15 protein-coding genes are annotated in these 17,150 nt (G+C 68.1%); 9 read left to right on the forward strand and 6 right to left on the reverse strand.

Annotated elements, in window-relative coordinates:
* Positions 1-187 precede the first annotated feature (187 nt).
* On the forward strand, positions 188-1,108 hold the full coding sequence (locus ACT6S0_RS12580; RefSeq protein WP_444764168.1) for a LysR family transcriptional regulator: 921 nt from the start codon (positions 188-190) through the stop codon (positions 1,106-1,108).
* 87 nt (positions 1,109-1,195) lie between these two features.
* Here ACT6S0_RS12580 and ACT6S0_RS12585 read toward each other — a convergent pair whose 3' ends face one another.
* Entirely contained in the window at positions 1,196-2,311 is a 1,116-nt protein-coding gene (locus tag ACT6S0_RS12585) for a YbdK family carboxylate-amine ligase (RefSeq protein WP_444764169.1), read from the reverse strand.
* Positions 2,308-3,555 (reverse strand): cation:proton antiporter, encoded by a 1,248-nt coding sequence (locus tag ACT6S0_RS12590; RefSeq protein WP_444764170.1) that lies wholly within the window; start codon positions 3,553-3,555, stop codon positions 2,308-2,310. Before ACT6S0_RS12590 ends, ACT6S0_RS12585 begins: the two co-directional genes overlap by 4 nt.
* A 106-nt stretch (positions 3,556-3,661) precedes the next feature.
* Between ACT6S0_RS12590 and ACT6S0_RS12595 the strand changes: the two genes are divergently transcribed.
* Positions 3,662-4,228, forward strand: a complete 567-nt coding sequence (locus tag ACT6S0_RS12595; RefSeq protein ID WP_444764171.1) for an MOSC domain-containing protein — start codon at positions 3,662-3,664, stop codon at positions 4,226-4,228.
* Positions 4,225-5,358: a hypothetical protein gene (locus tag ACT6S0_RS12600; RefSeq protein WP_444764172.1), complete on the forward strand. Its 1,134-nt coding sequence runs from the start codon at positions 4,225-4,227 to the stop codon at positions 5,356-5,358. The genes ACT6S0_RS12595 and ACT6S0_RS12600 overlap by 4 nt, the downstream gene beginning before the upstream one ends.
* Here the strand turns inward: ACT6S0_RS12600 and ACT6S0_RS12605 are convergent.
* Entirely contained in the window at positions 5,355-6,437 is a 1,083-nt protein-coding gene (locus ACT6S0_RS12605) for an alkene reductase (RefSeq protein ID WP_444764173.1), read from the reverse strand. The genes ACT6S0_RS12600 and ACT6S0_RS12605 overlap by 4 nt on opposite strands.
* Before the next feature lie 102 nt (positions 6,438-6,539).
* Here ACT6S0_RS12605 and ACT6S0_RS12610 point away from each other — a divergent pair, with 102 nt between their 5' ends.
* From ACT6S0_RS12610 to ACT6S0_RS12620, 3 genes are all read left to right on the forward strand, one after another.
* Complete coding sequence (locus tag ACT6S0_RS12610; protein ID WP_444764174.1) at positions 6,540-7,406, forward strand: 23S rRNA (adenine(2030)-N(6))-methyltransferase RlmJ; 867 nt, start codon at positions 6,540-6,542, stop codon at positions 7,404-7,406.
* A gap of 97 nt (positions 7,407-7,503) precedes the next feature.
* Positions 7,504-8,493: a LacI family DNA-binding transcriptional regulator gene (locus ACT6S0_RS12615; protein ID WP_444764175.1), complete on the forward strand. Its 990-nt coding sequence runs from the start codon at positions 7,504-7,506 to the stop codon at positions 8,491-8,493.
* Between the two features lie 166 nt (positions 8,494-8,659).
* Positions 8,660-9,844, forward strand: coding sequence for an ATP-binding protein (locus ACT6S0_RS12620; protein WP_444764176.1), 1,185 nt, complete (start codon positions 8,660-8,662; stop codon positions 9,842-9,844).
* Between the two features lie 123 nt (positions 9,845-9,967).
* On the opposite strand, the gene ACT6S0_RS12625 is transcribed toward ACT6S0_RS12620, so the two are convergent.
* The 3 genes from ACT6S0_RS12625 to ACT6S0_RS12635 form a co-directional block, all read right to left on the reverse strand.
* Positions 9,968-11,686, reverse strand: coding sequence for a M14 family metallopeptidase (locus ACT6S0_RS12625; RefSeq protein ID WP_444764177.1), 1,719 nt, complete (start codon positions 11,684-11,686; stop codon positions 9,968-9,970).
* A gap of 107 nt (positions 11,687-11,793) precedes the next feature.
* Positions 11,794-12,549, reverse strand: coding sequence for a LytR/AlgR family response regulator transcription factor (locus ACT6S0_RS12630; RefSeq protein ID WP_444764178.1), 756 nt, complete (start codon positions 12,547-12,549; stop codon positions 11,794-11,796).
* Positions 12,546-13,613 (reverse strand): sensor histidine kinase, encoded by a 1,068-nt coding sequence (locus tag ACT6S0_RS12635; RefSeq protein WP_444764179.1) that lies wholly within the window; start codon positions 13,611-13,613, stop codon positions 12,546-12,548. Before ACT6S0_RS12635 ends, ACT6S0_RS12630 begins: the two co-directional genes overlap by 4 nt.
* Positions 13,614-13,730: 117 nt before the next feature.
* Here ACT6S0_RS12635 and ACT6S0_RS12640 point away from each other — a divergent pair, with 117 nt between their 5' ends.
* The 3 genes from ACT6S0_RS12640 to pcaF are packed head-to-tail and all read left to right on the forward strand — an operon-like array spanning position 13,731 to position 17,139.
* A complete protein-coding gene (locus ACT6S0_RS12640; protein ID WP_444764180.1) occupies positions 13,731-14,528 on the forward strand; it encodes an enoyl-CoA hydratase-related protein in 798 nt (265 codons plus the stop codon).
* Entirely contained in the window at positions 14,525-15,937 is a 1,413-nt protein-coding gene (locus ACT6S0_RS12645; protein WP_444764181.1) for a 3-hydroxyacyl-CoA dehydrogenase NAD-binding domain-containing protein, read from the forward strand. Before ACT6S0_RS12640 ends, ACT6S0_RS12645 begins: the two co-directional genes overlap by 4 nt.
* On the forward strand, positions 15,934-17,139 hold the full coding sequence (pcaF, locus tag ACT6S0_RS12650; RefSeq protein WP_444764182.1) for a 3-oxoadipyl-CoA thiolase: 1,206 nt from the start codon (positions 15,934-15,936) through the stop codon (positions 17,137-17,139). Before ACT6S0_RS12645 ends, pcaF begins: the two co-directional genes overlap by 4 nt.
* The last annotated feature ends 11 nt before the right edge of the window (positions 17,140-17,150 follow it).

Genomic DNA, 17,150 nt, shown 5'->3' on the forward strand with positions numbered 1-17,150 from the left:
GCCGCGTTTGTGACCCACGACGAGGCGCCGCTTGAGGTCTTGCAGATCATCCGACATTACGTTCCCACTTCGATGCAAGTGGGAACGTAGGCTCTCAGCTCAACGCCCGGTGCACAAGGGCGTGGTTTGTTGACCGCTTACCAATGAGGGGAAGCTTGATGCTCGAGGTTTTCATCCAGGAGTTCCCATGGACACCCTCGAAGCGATGCGGGCCTTCGTGAAGGTCGCTGAATCCGGCAGCTTCACCGAGGCGGCCCGCCGGCTGGATGTTGCCAAGCCGCTGGTTACGAGGGCGGTGCAGGCCCTCGAAGCGCGCATAGGCACACGGTTGTTTCACCGGACGACGCGCCGGGTGTCGCTGACGGACGCCGGGCAGCGCTATCTGGGCAAGGCGGCTCCGGCCCTCGTGGAATTCGACGAGCTGGAGGCTTCGCTGCGCGGTGAGGCGCACGGCGAGGTCAGCGGCACATTGCGGTTGACGATGCCGGTCTCTCTTGGGGTGCGTTACCTGGTGCCACTGCTGGCGGAGTTCAAGGCCCGGCACCCGCGCCTGCGCCTGGATCTGGATTTCTGCGACCACCTGGTCGACCCCGTCGCCCGCGGCTTCGACGCTGCCGTTCGGGTCTCGACCCGGCTGGAGGATTCGGCACTCACCATCCGCCGGATCGCGGCCAGCCCGGTGGTGCTAGCCGCTGCGCCGGCCTATCTGGCAAGGGCCGGCGTGCCGGACACGCTGGAGGGGTTGCGGGATCATCAAATGCTGGAGGTCATCGCCGAGCGGGCTGCCACAGGGGTGCCCCGGGTCCTGGCAGGCGATGCAGCGCTTGGCGCGCCCATCCGCGCCAACAGCGTCGAGGCGCTGAAGGGCTTTGCGGTTGCCGGGCATGGGGTGATCCGCGCGCCGGCATTTGCCCTGGCTGAGGAATTGGCATCCGGCAGCCTGGTGCGGTTGCTGTCCGATGCTGCGCTGGGCGAGTACGTCGTTTCGCTGGTCTTCGCGAACCGGACCATGATGCCGCTGCGCCTGCGCAGACTGATCGACCACCTGGCCCTGGGCATGCAGGACTTTGCTGAGGTCGTCGTCGCGCCGCGTGCGCGATCGGCATGATCCGGCTGACTCGGCTGCCGGTGCGCCTACTTCAGCCCTGCCTCGCACCGCGTGCTGTATCGCCCGCCACAGGGCGAGGTCAATCGCTCAGCCGTGCCAGCGTCGCGTCGCGCGCCGCACCACCTCGGGCAGCAGGTGTTCTTCTTCCTCGACGCGCCGCAACCAGGTCGCGTCGTTGCCGATGCCGGTGATCTCGCGCCGCAAGTACTGCAGCGCGGGCTCCGCGCGCAAGTCGGCGGCGTGGCTGTCCAGGCGCGACAGCACCACGCCGAGGTCGTCGCGCAGCACGCGGTGTTCACCGCTTTCAGGATCGACGAAGGTGCCGTCCAGGCCAAAGCGGCAGGCCTGGAAGCGATTGAAGGTGTAGGGCAGGTAGTCGTCCTCGCTGAGCTTGAACGGCTTCTCCACGGTGATCCAGCGCGCCAGGGATTGGATGAAACCGGCCAGCGCGGCGGCCTTCTCGATGGTCAGCGGGGTATCCAGCACGCGGACCTCGATGGTGCCGAACTCGGGTTTGGGACGGATGTCCCAGTCGAAGTCCTTCATGCCCGAGACGACGCCGGTGCGGGTCATCTTGGTGAAGTAGATCTCGAACTCGGCCCAGGTCTGCAGGAAGGGCGCGCGGCCCGACAGCGGGAAGGCGAACACCGAGTTCAGCCGCGCCGAGTCGAAGCCCGTGTCCTCGCCTTGCACAAAGGGCGACGAAGCGGCCAGCGCGATGAGATGCGGGATGAAGCGGCTCATGCCGTGCAGCAGCACCAGGGCGTCGTCGGCACTGGGGCAGCCGACGTGCACATGCTGGCCGAAGATGGTGAACTGCTTGGACAGGTAGCCGTACAGCGACGACAGCTCGTGAAAGCGCGGGGTCTCGAAGATGCGCTGGCGCTTCCAGTGCTGGAAGGGGTGGGTGCCGCCGCCGCACAGGCTGACGTCGAGCTGCTCGGCGCAGTCGACCAGCGCATCACGGATCTGGCCCAGCTCCGACAGCGCCTGGCCGTAGTCCTTGCACACGCCGGTGGCCAGCTCGATCATGCTGCTGGTGATCTCGGGCTTGACGTCGCCCGGAATGCTGCGCTTTTCCATCAGCCGCATCAGGTCGCCGGACACCGGTGCCAGGTCGTAGTCGGCGCTGTTGACGATTTGCAGCTCCAGCTCGACGCCCAGCGTCAGCGGCTGCGATTTGGAGAACACCCCGAGGCTCATTCAGCCGTCTCCTTCTTGCGCGCCCGCTTGGGTGCGGGTGGCAGTTCCCCGGCCAGGCGCAGTGCGAACTGCACGGCAATGGGGCCGATCAACTCCAGCACGGCGATGCTCGCCAGAATGATGGGCACGGCGCCGGCGGCAAGTTCGCGCTCGGCCCGCAACAGCTCGCTGAGCATGACCAGGGCCGTGGCCGACAGCGGCGTCATCGTGATTGACAGTGCCAGCCCCTGGCGCCAGCTCGCCTTGGCCATGGGCGCCAGCGCCACGATCGCGATGGTCTTGGCAATGAAGCGCGCGGCCAGCAGCGCCAGCGCCGCAAAGCCGCCGGCAATCAGGATCTTGGGCGACCAGGCCGAGCCGACGATGACGAAGAGCATCAGCACCAGCGCGCCGCCCGAGGTGCCGAAGTGGCGCGGCCAGACCCAGGGTCGGTCGCTGGTGTTGCGCAGCAGCAGGCCGGCCAGCAGCGGCATCAGCAACGTCGACACACCGATGGACCTTGCCGCGACGATGGCGAAGGCGACCAGGCCGAACAGCAGCAACGCCGCGCTCTGGTTGCGCAAGTCCAGCCGGCGCGCGGCGAGATAGGTCGCGCCCGCCAGCAGCGCGGCCACGCCCAGCGTGGTCAACAGCGAGATGGACAGGCCGGCCAGCGCCTGCGGCAGGTTGCCGCCATCGTCGGCGGCCCACCAGGTGCGCATCAGCAGCAGCGCGATGACGGCATAGAGGGTGTTCAAAGCCGTCAACAGGGACGCACGCTGCGTGACCTGACCCTCGGCGCCCAGCTCCATGGCGACGCGGCCCGACACGGCGGCCGGCGCCGGCATGGCCAGGATGGCGCAGGCCACGGCCGTCTGCCAGCCGACGTCGAACAGACGCAGCACCAGCGCCACCGCTACCGCGCTCAGCATCGCCTCGGCCAGGCTGGTCGCGAGCAGCCCCGGGTTGCGGCGCAGCCAGCGCAGGTGCACGCGGCTGCCGATCTCGAACAGCAGCAGGCCCAGCGCCAGGTCGGTGACCGTCTGGGCCGCGCCGCTGAGTGGCATCGCCACGCCATGGCCGAAGGCAGCCGCAAAGCAGCCCGCCAGCGTATAGCCGACCACGCGCGGCAGGCGCGTTGTTGCGGCAATGAATTCGCCGGCCAGCGCGCCGGCCAGCAGCACGCCGACGATGAACATCAACTCGCTCGGTGGGGTGACGGCCAGACCGGCCCATACCCGGGCGCCGCTGTCGAGTGCGGTCATGCGCTCATCCTTCAGGTTTCCGGCCCGAAGCCTAGATGTGACGCGCGGGCCTCCTTGTAGGTGAAGACGCCAAATTGGGGCGCCCCCTCCCACGCAGAATGTGGGCATGCAGATCCTCAGTGTCAACACCGCGCGCGTCGAACATTTCGTCGCCACCTCTGGCCAGGCCCTCGACTCGGCGATCCGCAAACGCTCGCGCAGCGGTCGCATCGCCGTCGGCCCGCTGGGCCTGGAAGGCGACGAACAGGCCGACCCCAGCGTGCATGGCGGCCTGAGCAAGGCTGTCTATGCCTACCCGCAGGAGCATTACGCCTTCTGGCAGACGGTGCGCAGCCAGGCCAAGGTCACGGGCGACCTGCAACCCGGCGACTGCGGCGAGAACCTGACGATCTCCGGTCTGCTGGAAAGCCAGGTCTGGCTGGGCGATGTGCTGCGCTTTGCCGACTGCGAACTCATCGTGTCCGAACCGCGCTACCCCTGCTACAAGTTCAATGCCCACATGGGCTTCAACCAGGCCGCCAAGCTGATGGCCCAGAGCGGCTACTGCGGCTTCTACCTGGCCGTGAAGCGTGAGGGCGCCATCGCCGCGGGTGAGGCTTTCGAGCTGTTGCCCGGTGCGCGCGAGGTGGGGGTGGTCGAGCTGTTCAAGGCCAAGATGAAGAAGCAGGCATGACACGGCGCCGCGAGCTGCTCACCGCCGCAGCACTGCTGCCCTGGGGCGCTCACGCCGGCCCGGTGTTGCACGTCGGCCCCGCACGCGCGGTCAAGTCGCTGGCCGCGGCGGCACAGCAGGCGCGGGACGGCACGCTGATCGAGGTCGATGCCGGTGACTACATGGCCGACGCCGCAGCCTGGCCCCAGCAAGACCTGACCCTGCGTGCCGTGGGCGGCCGCGTCCGCCTGATCGCCGCGGGCGCCCACACGCAGGGCAAGGGGCTGTTCGTGACGACGGGGCGGCGCCAGCGCATCGAGGGCTTCGACTTCATCGGCGCCACCGTGCCCGACCGCAACGGCGCCGGCATCCGGCTGGAAGCCGGCTCGCTCACCCTGGTGGGCTGCAGCTTTCGCGACAACGAGAACGGTGTGCTGACCGCCAATGACGACAGCATCGAACTCGATGTGGTCGACTGCGATTTCGGCCCCATCCTGCCGCGCGAGGGCAAGACGCACAACGTCTACGTGGGCAGCATCAAGCGCCTGGCCGTGACGGGCAGCTACTTCCACCATGGCCTGCACGGCCACCTGCTCAAGAGCCGCGCCGCGCTCAACCACATCCTCTACAACCGCCTGTCCGACGAGATCGGCGGCCGCGCCAGCTATGAGCTGGAGTTTCCCAACGGCGGTGTCGCCATCGTCATGGGCAATCTCATCATGCAGAGCTCGACGACCGAGAACTCGCACGTGATCTCCTTCGGCGTCGAGGGCGCCAGGTGGCCGCGGCAGCGCCTCGTCCTCGTCCACAACACGCTGGTGGACCAAAAGGCCAGCGGCGGCATCTGGCTGCGTGTGACGCCAGCGCAGACCGAGGTCATGCTGGCCAACAACCTGCTTGTTGGTTCGCCCAAGCTGGCGGCGGACGGGTACTGGACACGCAAGGCGAACTTCAGCGCCGATTGGGATGAATTCGTGCGGGCTGCGCGTGACGATTTCCGCCTGGCGCCCGGCTCGCCGCTGCGTGGCAAGGCGCAGGACATGGGCGAGGCCGAGGGCCTGCGCCTGAGCGCCTCGCGCGAATACCGCCACCCGCACACCAGCGTCGCGCTCAGCGGACCGGCGCGGCACCCCGGCGCCTTCCAGACTTAGGCGGCGCTGGCGGTCGGATAGTCCGTGTAGCCCTCGGCCCCACCGCCATAGAAGGTCTCCTTGTGCGGCGTGTTCAGGGGCAGGTCGTCGCGCAGGCGCTCGACAAGGTCGGGGTTGGCGATGAAGGGCCGGCCGATGGCCACGGCGTCCGCATGGCCGCTGGCAACGGCGTCCAGCGCCATCGCGCGGTCATAGCCGTTGTTGACGATCCAGGGGCCGTTGAACCGGCGGCGCAGCGCGGCGTAGTCGAACGGCGCCACATCACGCGCGCCGCCGGTCGCGCCTTCCACCACTTCCATGAAGGCCAGCTTCAGCGGGCTGAGCTGCTCCGCGACGTGATTGAAAAGCGCCTGCGGATGGCTGTCCTGGCCGATGTCGTTGCTGGGCGTCACCGGGCTGATTCGCAGCGCCGTGCGGCCCGCGCCGACGGCGCCGGCCACCGCCGTCATGACCTCGATCAGCAGCCGCGCGCGGTTCTCGATGGAGCCGCCGTACTCGTCTGTGCGGTCATTGGCGCTGTCGCGCAGGAACTGGTCGAGCAGATAGCCATTGGCGGCGTGGATCTCGACGCCGTCGAAACCGGCGGCCATCGCGTTCCTGGCGGCCTGCGCATAGTCCGCGATCAGTTGCGGGATCTCGTGCGTGGCCAGCGCGCGCGGCACATCGGTCGGCACCAGCTCGCCATGGGCGGCATAGGTCTTGGTCTTGGCGGGGCGGTGGGTGGACGACACCGGCGCCTGGCCGCCCGGCTGCAGGCGATTCAGCGAGATGCGCCCCACATGCCAGAGCTGCACGACGATCTTGCCGCCCACGGCGTGCACCGCATCGGTCACCTGCTTCCAGGCCGCGATCTGCTCGGGCGTGTGGATGCCCGGCGTGTCGAAATAGCCCTGGCCATCGGGGCGGATCTGTGTCGCCTCGGTGATCAGCAAGCCGGCGCCGGCGCGCTGGCGGTAGTACTCGATATGCAGATCGTGTGGCGTCTGCTGGCGCGCGCGGTTGCGCGTCAGTGGCGCCATGACGACGCGGTTGGCAAGCGCTATGTCGCCGAAGCGGGCGGGGTCGAAAAGCGTAGGCATGGCTCGGAGGCAGGGGCGGATTGGATGGCCGCAAGGCTAGCCCTGCCGTGCTTTCCCCGGTTGGGCGGGGTTGATCGGGGTTGTGTTAGCGACAATCACGCCATGCTCGCCTACCGTCACGCCTTCCATGCCGGCAACCATGCCGACGTCCTCAAGCACCTGGTGCTGACCCGCGTGCTGCGCTACATGTGCGAGAAGGACAAGCCCTTCACGCTGATCGACACGCATGCCGGCGCCGGCGGCTACTCGGTCGAGGGCCGCTATGCGCAGAAGAAGGGCGAGTACGGTGAAGGGGTTGCCAGGCTCTATGACCGCAAGGACCTGCCCGCGCCGCTGGCGGACTACATGGACCTGGTGCGCGCCTTCAACCCCGACGGCCAGCTGCGCCAGTACCCGGGCTCGCCGGCCCTGGCCAATCTGCTGCTGCGCGAGACCGACCGGCTGCGCGCCTATGAGCTGCATTCCACCGACCACCGCATCCTGGCCAGCTATCTCGAAAGCCGCCCGCAGACCCAGGTGCGCGACACCGATGGCTTCGCAGCCATCAAGGCCGAGCTGCCCTCGCCGACGCGCCGCGCCGCGTTGCTGATGGACCCTTCCTACGAGATCAAGAGCGACTACGGCAAGGTGTTGGCCGCGCTGCGCGAGGCGCTGGAGCGCGCGGCCGACACGGTCGTGATGATCTGGTATCCGCAGCTGCAGCTGCTCGAATCGACCCAGCTCGCCGCGCGCCTGAAGGGCAGTGCCGATGCGGGCGCCAAGAAGGGCTGGCTGCATGTACGCCTGACCGTGGCCGCACCCGCCGAGCGCGCGGACGGCAAGGGCTTGGGCATGCTCGGCAGCGGCATGTTCATCGCCAACCCGCCGTTCACGCTGCATGACGAGCTGGCCGAATGCCTGCCGGTGCTGGTGGAGCGGCTGGGGCAGTACGACGGGGCGAACTTCGTGCTGGAGCAGAAGGTGGCATGAGCGCCGTGCCGGGCCGCCCCAAGCAAGCTCACTCCCGCCTGGCGAACGCCTGGACGCGCTGTCGGCCAGGCAAGGCCGCAGGCCGAAGGGTGCGCCAATGACGACGGAGTCCAAGCCGGTCACGATGGAGCAGATCGCGGTCCTCGCCGGCGTCAGCACCATCACCGTCTCACGCGCGCTGCGCGACAGCCCCTCGGTCACGCCGGCCACGCGGGAGCGCATCAAGACGCTGGCCGAGGCGGCCGGCTACCGCTTCAACCACCACGCCCGCAACCTGCGCCTGCGCCGCAGCCACATGGTGGCCGTCATGCTGGAGATGCAGCCCGACACCGACCGGCCGATGACCGACGCCTACCCGCTGCAACTGCTGGGAGGCATCACGCAGGAGCTGACCTCGCGCGGCTACAGCGTGCTGCTGTCGGCCATGCAGAGCCCCGGCCAGGGCATGGCGGCGTCAGCGGATGGCGTCATCCTGCTCGGCCAGGGCGCCAACGGGTCGGCCGTCAAGTCGGCCGCGGCAATGGGCCTGCCGCTGGTGGTCTGGGGTGCCGAGCATGGGCGGGGTGACTCGGTCGTCGTCGGTGGTGACAACGCCCACGGCGGCGCCAGCGCGGCGGAGCGCCTCATCGCGCTAGGCCGGCGGGAGTTGTGCTTCCTTGGCGACGTGCGCCATGCCGAGATCCGCGACCGTCAGCAGGGCTTCGCCAAGGCACTGAAGAAGGCCGGCCTGAAGGCACAGACGCTGACGCCTGCGGCCTTCACCTTCGGTGCCGGCTTCACGGCCGTGCAGGCGCATCTCGCCAAGGGTGGCAAGGCGCCGGACGGCCTGTTCGCCGCCAGCGACCTGCTGGCCATGGGCGCCGTGCGCGCCTTCACCGATGCCGGCCTGGCCGTGCCCGATGCGGTCTCGGTGATCGGCTACGACGACTCCCCCGCTGCGCAGAGCTTCGCGCCGCCGCTGACCAGTGTGCGCCAGGACTGGCACCACGGCGGCGTACTGCTGGCGCGCAAGGTGCTTGACTTGATCGCCGGCCACCCCGCGGCCAGCGAGATCATGCCGACCGAGTTGGTCGTGCGGGCAACCTGAGGGCGGAGGAATGTCTGGCAACGGAAGATCCGTTTCACCAGATTTGCGCCGTTGAGCAGCGTTGATTCCAATGGGCAGCAATCGCAGTCTCTAGCGATATCTATCCATGTATACTTCATTTGGCATATACAGCACTACAAGTCGTTAGACTTTGCCGGAGCAAGCCATGGATGCCGTGAGGAACCCTTTCGCGCCGGGAGCTGGTAGCAGACCGCCGGAGTTGGCCGGCCGCGACACCATCCTTCAGGATGCAGAGACGGCTATTCAGCGGGCTTTATTGGGAAAGCCCAGTCGGTCGCAGATGCTGCTGGGTCTGCGCGGTGTCGGCAAGACGGTGCTGCTTAACAAAATCGAAGAGATGGCCCAGGCAGCGGGTCATGTGACATCGGCTATCGAGGCGCCGGAGGGAAAGGCGCTTAGTGAACTTCTTGCGCCGAAGATCAGCCAAGCCTTGCGCAAGCTTTCGACCTCGGAGAATGCCAAGGCGAAAGCTCATCAGGCTCTTCGGGCTCTTCGTTCGTTCGCCTCTGCTTTCAAGCTCTCGTATGGTGATGCGTCCATTTCGGTTGACGCCGAAGTGGGAGTAGCCGATAGCGGCGACATGGAAGCTGACCTGCCTGAATTGTTTGTGCGGATAGGCGAGGCAGCAAAGGCAGCTGGCAAGGCTTGGACGCTCCTAATTGACGAGGTTCAATATCTCCGCTCCGCGGACTTGGCAGCTTTAATCGTCGCGTTGCACAAGGTCAACCAGAAAGACCTACCAGTTCTGTTTTTCGGTGCTGGATTGCCGCAGGTTGCAGCGCTTTCGGGCGATGCAAAATCCTACGCGGAGAGGCTATTTCACTACCCTGCCGTTGGTGCTCTTGAGGAAGCGGATGCGAAGACCGCCATCAGACAGCCGATTGAAGGGGAGGGAGAGAGCATCGACGGTCAGGCGCTTGATGAGATCCTGGCAAGGACCAAAGGCTATCCATACTTCCTGCAGGAGTGGGGATATCAGTGTTGGAATATGGCCGCTGGACCGGGCATTGGTCTAGATGACGCATCGAACGCTGCAGCGGAAGCAACGAGGCGATTGGACGACGGCTTTTTCAAGGTGCGCTTTGATCGGCTCACTCCGAAGGAGCGGGAGTACGTTCTTGCGATGGCGAAACTTGGTGCCGGTCCGTATAGGTCGTCTGACGTTGCTGCCGCACTAAATGAGACTCACCAAAGCCTGGGTCCGCGCCGCGCTCAGATCATCAGCAAAGGAATGATCTACAGCCCGTCTCACGGCGACATTGCCTTCACGGTTCCCATGTTCAACGAGTATCTGATGCGTAATTTTGTAAAGAAGTCAGGCAACACATAGTTGGCGCGAAAGACGCGCGGTGAACCGGCCCGCAACGGCAGGAGGTAGGACCGAACTAGATGAAGCGCGTAAGCGGCATCCCTTGCCGGCCGCCGAAGCCATTCACCAAGATAAACGCAGCCCTTAGTCCAGCACCACTTCCGTGCGGATCAAGCCCGCCCGCTCCGCACTCGCCGACAGCGCCAGCCGCGTGCCCACCGGCGCCCGCACCACCCACTCGGCCACCGCGCGGTCGCCGGTCGGGTGCTTGTTGAACAGGAAGGCGAGCTGGCTCTGCTTGGGCGCATGGCCTTCGAGCTGCGGGCCTTCCATGCGCTCCTTGCCGCTGACCAGGCTGATGGTCGGGTCGTTGACGGGCATGTGGATCTCGAACATGACGCCGCGCACCGTCTTGCGCTCCAGCGCGCGCTGCGTCACGTAGGCCGGCAGGTAGCCGGCGTTGGCCACGGCCATGCGCACCCGCCACATGTCGGGGCCCAGCGCGCGCACCTCGGTGCGGATCAGCTCCAGTTGCGGCAGGCTCATCGCGATCTGCGACAGCCAGGCTGGAAAGCGCGCCGCCTCGCGCTCGCGCAGCGCCGGCGGCGGGTTGCGCCAGTAGTTCATCTTGTCCCAGCCGCCAATCTCGACCGCACCGAGTTGCGGATGCTGGAAGGGCGTCCAGTCGACATACGCCTGGCCGCCGCATTGCTCGTCGCTCCACTTCAGCAGCTTGAGGTCGTCCTCGACGGGGTGCTCGCGATACCAGTCGATCCACTTCTTGGCCTCGACGCCGGCCTCCTTGTTCGGCGACCACAGCTCCACCACCCAGAACAGCGCGCCCAGGTGCTCGTAGACCCAGTCCTGCGTGCCGGTGATGACGTCCTTGGGGTGGTAGCGGAACTCCTCGTAGATGCTGATGGCCGGATAGCCGGTGTGCTTCTCGCCCAGCGCCGAGAGGTTCTGGAACAGCCACAGATCCTCGGGCGTCATGTCCTTGTCGCTGCGCGTGCCGCAGGGGCGCAGGATGACGCCGCTGTGGGTGTGGAAGCTGACCGCGGCGCCGATGTTGGGATGCTGGGTGATGAACTCCACCATGGCCCGCACCTCGGGCTCGCTGGTCGGGTAAGGGCCGGCGCCGAGCTGCTGGAACTCCTGGCGCCATTCGCCGGGGAAGTTGCGGTTCAGGTCCAGGCCCTCGCGATCGGCGTTGACCTTGACCGTCAGCCCGTCGTGGTTCTTGATGAAGCCCTCGGGGATGAGGCGGTAGTAAGCGCCGCCGAACTCGCCCGGCTCGCGCGCCACCATCAGTCGCGGGTCCACAGCGTGCTTCTTGTAGCCGCCATGCGGGTCGGGCACGCGCATGGTCAGGATGCGGCCATCGCCGTCGATGTCCTCCGCGGTCAGGCCGTCCACCGCCTCCTCGGTGTAGGGGTAAGGGCGAGTCGAGCTGCGGATGTGGCGCGGCCGGTCGGCCAGGGCCAGCTCGGCGCCGTCGGGGTTCAGGCGCGGCACCAGGTAGATGGCGCGCGTGTCCAGCAGGCGGTTGATCTGTTGGGCCTCGGCGCTATGGCCGCCATGCTGGCTGACAAGCTGGTGCAGGTAGTAGATGCAGGTCGTCGACGCCGTCAGCTCGGCCGCATGGATATTGCCGTCCACCCACAGCGCCGGCTTGTCGATGTCCATGCCGCTGGCCAGGTTGGTGACGACGACGACCCAGATGTCGCGGCCCTCGTAGCTCTTGCCGATGGAGCGCACCGACACGAGGTTGGGGCGCGCCTCGGCATAGGCGAACAGCAGGGCCGTCAGTTCGTCATAACGGTAGAAGTGATCGAAGCGCGGATGGGGCAACGGGGTGGGCATGGGGGAGCTTGTCCTTTGAGCGGAGGCGTCCCGGAACCTGGGGCCTCATTGGGTGGCGCGCATTGTCTGAACTGGCCCTGGCATGACGGCCAGGGGTTTGCCCGCGCTCATTGGCCTTTGAAAAGGGCCTGGAACTGGCGCGATACCGGCAGCCTTTCGTCGCGGCCGCGCAGGGTCACGACCATCGTGCCCTCGTCGACGCGGACGGCCCGCGCGATGCAACGGCTGTTGACCAGCACGCTGCGGTGGATCTGCCAGAACTGGTCGGGGTCGAACTGCGTCAGCAACTCGCGCAGCGGTGTGCGGATCAGCGCGTCGCCGCCCTGGTGGACGACGCGGGTGTAGCGCTGGTCGGCCTCGAAATAGATGATGTCCTCGGGTTGGATCAGCAGCACCTCGCGGCCGACGCCGGCCTGGATGGGGCGCGGCACCGGCTTCGGGCTGGCAAGGCTGGCGAGCAGGCGCTGCAGCGCGGCGGTGTCGGGCGCGGGCTGCGTCAGGCGCGAGCGCAGGCGGGCCAACGTCTGCGCCAGGCGCTCGTCATCGACGGGCTTGAGCACGTAGTCAACGGCGCCCGTGTCGAAGGCGGCGAGCGCATGGTCATCAAATGCCGTCACGAAGACGATCAACGGTGGTGCGGCCAGGGCCGACAGGCGGCGCGCCACGTCCAGCCCGGTGAGCCCCGGCATGCGGATGTCCAAAAAGGCGATGGCGGGTTCGTGCGCCAGGCAGTCGTCCCAGGCCTCGGCGCCATTGGCGCTGGCGGCCACGATGGCGAGCTCGGGCCACAGGCGGGCCAGCGCGGCGCGCAATTGCTCACGAGGAGCTTCCTCGTCGTCGGCGATCAGGGCGGTCAGATTCATGGCGTGGGCAGGGTCAGTGTGGCGATGCAGCCGGGCGTGGCGTCGGCCAGGGTCAGTGTGGCGCCGGGGAAGGCGCTCAAGAGCCGGCGGCGCGTGTTGGACAGGCCCACGCCGTCGGTCCGGCCCGGCGCCAGGCCGGGGCCGTCGTCGCGCACCGTCAGCACCAGATGTTCTCCATCGCGGCGGGCGGTGATGTCGACATGGCCGCCGCGCAGTTGGGGCTCGATGCCATGGGCGATGGCGTTCTCGACCAGCGTCAGCACGAGGCCGGGCGGCAGCTGCGCGTCAAGGTCGGCCGGCATATCGATGGTGAAGGCCAGCCGCGCGCCCAAGCGCGCCTGCATGATGGCCAGGTAGCGGCGCACCATCTCGATCTCGTCGGCCAGCGGTTGCAGCTCGCGCTCGAACATCGGCAGCGTGGCGCGCAGGTAGGCGGTGAAGTCGCGCAGCAGCGGCGCAGCGCGGACGTCGCCGGTGTCCACCCAGTGCTGCAGCGAGGCCAGCGTGTTGAACAGGAAATGCGGCTGGATCTGGGCCGCGGCCAGGCGCGTCTGCAGGCGCAGCGCGGCATCCTGTTCGGCCAGCTCGCGCAGGCGGGCCTCGATCTGGTCGACCCGGTAGAGCGTCAACACCCACCATGCGGAGACGATGGAGGTCATGACGGCGAGCAGCAGCGGCAGCAGATCGATCACCCGCTCGCGCCAGCCCAGACGTCCCACGGCGAGCGACAGCGTGAACACGACCGCGAAGAAGCCATACAAGGCGATGTTGAGGCGCTTGCGTGTCGGCCCCTGCCACAGCCACTGCGCCACGCCCAGCACCGCCCACCCCGTCACCAGCACGGCAGGCCAGATCCACGTCTGGCGGGACTGCATGATCTCGCTGGAGTTGATCGCCAGCAGCAGCACCAGGTTGACGTAGACATATTGGTCGATGCCGGTGGGCCATGGCTGGCCGCCAGCCCGCGCCATCTCGTCTGCAGTGAAGACGCGGCGTGAGCCGGGATAGCACCATTGCTGCCAGTCCAGCAGGAAGTTGCGCGGCTTGGTGGGGCGGGTTGACATGGCGCGCAGTCTAGGAGGCGTGCTTGATGGGCGGCGCCGGCCAGCGGCGAATGGCAGCCTGGGACGCCTGAACGGTTGAGTCGACCGAGCGGTCGGGAAAAGTGCAGAATGCCCGCCATGCCTGCCTGGACCTCCCTCGACCTGCAGCGCCGTGATGGCGGCGTCGCCCTGCTGACGATGAACCGGCCCGCCGTGTTCAACGCCTTCGACGAGAGCCTGATTGCCGAACTGGATGCGGCTTTTGAGCAGCTCGGTGGCGACGGCAGTGTGCGCGTCATCGTGCTGGCCGGCGCCGGCAAGCACTTCAGCGCCGGCGCCGACCTGCAGTGGATGCAGCGCGCCGCAGCCGCGTCACTGGACGACAACGTCGCCGACGCGCGCTGCTTTTCGGCCATGCTGGCGCGCATTGCGGCGTGTCCCAAACCAACGATTGCGCGCGTACAGGGTGCAGCGCTGGGTGGCGGCGTCGGCTTGGTGACCGCCTGCGACATGGCGGTGGCCTCCGAGGCGGCGAGTTTTGCCGTCAGCGAGGCGCGCATGGGCATCCTGCCGGCCGTCATCGGCCCGCACCTGGTCAACGCCGTCGGGCTGCGCGAGGCGCGGCGGCTGGCGCTGACAGCCGCGCGTATCGGCGCCGACGAGGCCCTGCGCATCGGCCTGGTGCAGCGTGTCGTGCCGGCCGAGGGGCTGGACACGGCCGTCGATGCCCTCGTTGCCGACCTGCTTGCCTGCGGTCCGCAGGCCCAGGCAGAAATCAAGCAGCTGTACGCGCAGCTTGCGCCCGGCGCCATCACGGGCGAGGTGCGCGAGCTGACCGCGCAGACGATTGCCCGTGTGCGCACGACACCCGAGGCCCGCGAAGGCTTTGCCGCCTTCCTCGGCAAACGCAAGCCCGACTGGACCGCTCCCGAATGAACCTGAACGACTCCCGAATCCTCGTCGTGGGTGCCGGCCTGATGGGCGCCGGCATTGCCCAGGTGGCCGCCCAGGCGGGGCATGACGTGCTGCTGTTCGATGCCCGCGACGGCGCCGCCGCGGCGGCCAAGGCCAAGTTGGCGCAAGCCTTGGAAGGCCTGGCCGCCAAGGGCAAGCTGACGGCGGACGCGGCGCAGGCGACGCTCGCGCGCATCACGCCGGTCGACGCGCTGACACAGGCCGACCTCGTCATCGAGGCCATCGTCGAGAACCTGGACATCAAGCGCGCGTTGTTCGCCGAGCTGGAGGCGCTGCTGCCGCCCGAGGCGGTCATCGCCACCAACACGTCGTCGATCTCGGTGACGGCGCTGGCGCGCGGCATGCACAAGCCCGAGCGCCTGGTCGGCATGCACTTCTTCAACCCGGTGCCGCTGATGAAGCTGGTCGAGGTCGTGTCCGGCCTGGGCACGGCGCCCGAGGTCGCGCAGGCCGTCTTCGACCTGGCCGGCCGCTGGGGCAAGACGGCAGTGCACACGCGCTCCACCCCCGGCTTCATCGTCAACCGCATTGCCCGGCCCTATTACGCCGAGGCGCTGATGCTGCTGCAGGACCGCGCCGCGGCGCCTGAGCTGATCGACGCCTGCCTGCGGGCGGCGGGCTTTCGCATGGGGCCGTGCGAGCTGATGGACCTGATCGGCCACGACACCAATTTCGCGGTGACGAATTCAGTCTTCGCCGCCAACTTCTTCGACCGCCGCTTCACGCCGTCGCTGGTGCAGCAGGAGCTGGTGGATGCCGGCTTCCTCGGGCGCAAGAGCGGGCGCGGCTTCTACCGCTATCCCGCGGGCGCGCCCGCGCTGCCGGCCGCCGATACCAAGCCACCACGCGCGGCCCGGCTGGTCGTGCACGGCCGCGGCGCGCTCGCCGAGCGCTTTGCGGCCAATGTGCCGGAAGGCGTGCGCGAGCTGGACAGCGACTGGGTGGGCCTGGCCGTCGAAGGCCGCCAGCTGCGCCTGACCGACGGTCGCTGTGCGCGCGAATTCGGGCCCGGCGCGGCAGTCTTCGACCTGCCGCTGGCCCCCGCGGGCGACATCGCCTTTGCCGGAGACGCCGCCACAGCCGCCTGGCTGACGCGGCTGGGCCTGGTGCCGCGTGCCGTCGCCGACCTGCCGGGCCTGGTCGTCGCGCGCACGATCGCGATGCTGATCAACGAGGCCGCCGACGCCGTCCAGCAAGGCGTCTGCGACGAGGCGGGCGCCGATGCAGCGATGAAGCTGGGCGTCAACTACCCGGCCGGTCCGTTCGAATGGCTCGCCTTCTGGGGCGCCGAGCCCGTCGTCGCGCTGCTGGACCGGCTCGATCAACACTACCGAGGCGAGCGCTACCGCGTCAGCCCCTATCTGAAATGACACAAGCCTTCATTTGCGACGCCATCCGCACGCCCTTCGGCCGCTACGGCGGCGCGCTGTCGTCCATCCGCACTGACGACCTTGCAGCGCTGCCGATCAAGGCCTTGATGGCGCGCAACGCCAACGTCGACTGGGCGCAGGTTGCCGACGTCATCTATGGCTGCGCCAACCAGGCCGGCGAGGACAACCGCAACGTCGCCCGCATGGCCGCGCTGCTGGCCGGCCTGCCGGTCGATGTGCCCGGCAGCACCGTGAACCGCTTGTGTGGCTCGGGGATGGACGCCATCGGCACGGCGGCGCGCGCCATCCGTGCCGGCGAGGCCGGGTTGATGATTGCCGGCGGCGTGGAGAGCATGAGCCGCGCACCCTTCGTCATGCCCAAGGCCGAGAGCGCCTACACCCGCGCCAAAGCGATCTACGACACGACCATCGGCTGGCGCTTCGTCAACAGGCAGATGAAGGCGGCGTACGGCGTGGACGCCATGCCCGAGACGGCCGAGAACGTCGCGGCCGATTTCGGCATCGAACGCGAGGCGCAGGACCGCATGGCGCTGGCCTCGCAGATGAAGGCCATCGCGGCGCAGCAGCGCGGCTTCTTCGAACGCGAGATCGTGCCGGTCGACGTGCCGCAGAAGAAGGGCGACCCGCTGCGTGTGGGGCTCGACGAGCATCCGCGCGAAACCAGCCTGGAGGCGCTGGGCAGGCTCAAGGGCGTGGTCAAGCCCGACGGCAGTGTGACCGCGGGCAATGCCAGCGGCGTCAACGACGGCGCTTGCGCACTGCTGCTGGCCAGCGAGGCCGAGGCGGCGCGCCACGGCCTCAAGCCGCGCGCCCGCGTCGTCGGCATGGCCACGGCGGGTGTGGCACCGCGCATCATGGGCATCGGCCCGGCGCCCGCCACGCGCAAGGTGCTGGCGCTGACGGGCCTGACGCTGGCCCAGATGGATGTCATCGAACTCAACGAGGCCTTTGCCGCCCAGGGCCTGGCCGTGCTGCGTGACCTGGGTCTGGCGGACGACGACGCCCGCGTGAACCCGAACGGCGGCGCCATTGCGCTGGGCCATCCGCTCGGCGCCAGCGGCGCGCGGCTGGTCACGACGGCGATCAACCAGCTCGAAGTGACCGGTGGTCGCTATGCGCTGTGCACGATGTGCATCGGCGTCGGGCAGGGCATCGCGCTCGTCGTCGAGCGAGCAACGTAGCCCCTCGTCCA

This window comes from Roseateles sp. (assembly GCF_052436255.1).
Classification (GTDB): domain Bacteria; phylum Pseudomonadota; class Gammaproteobacteria; order Burkholderiales; family Burkholderiaceae_C; genus Pelomonas.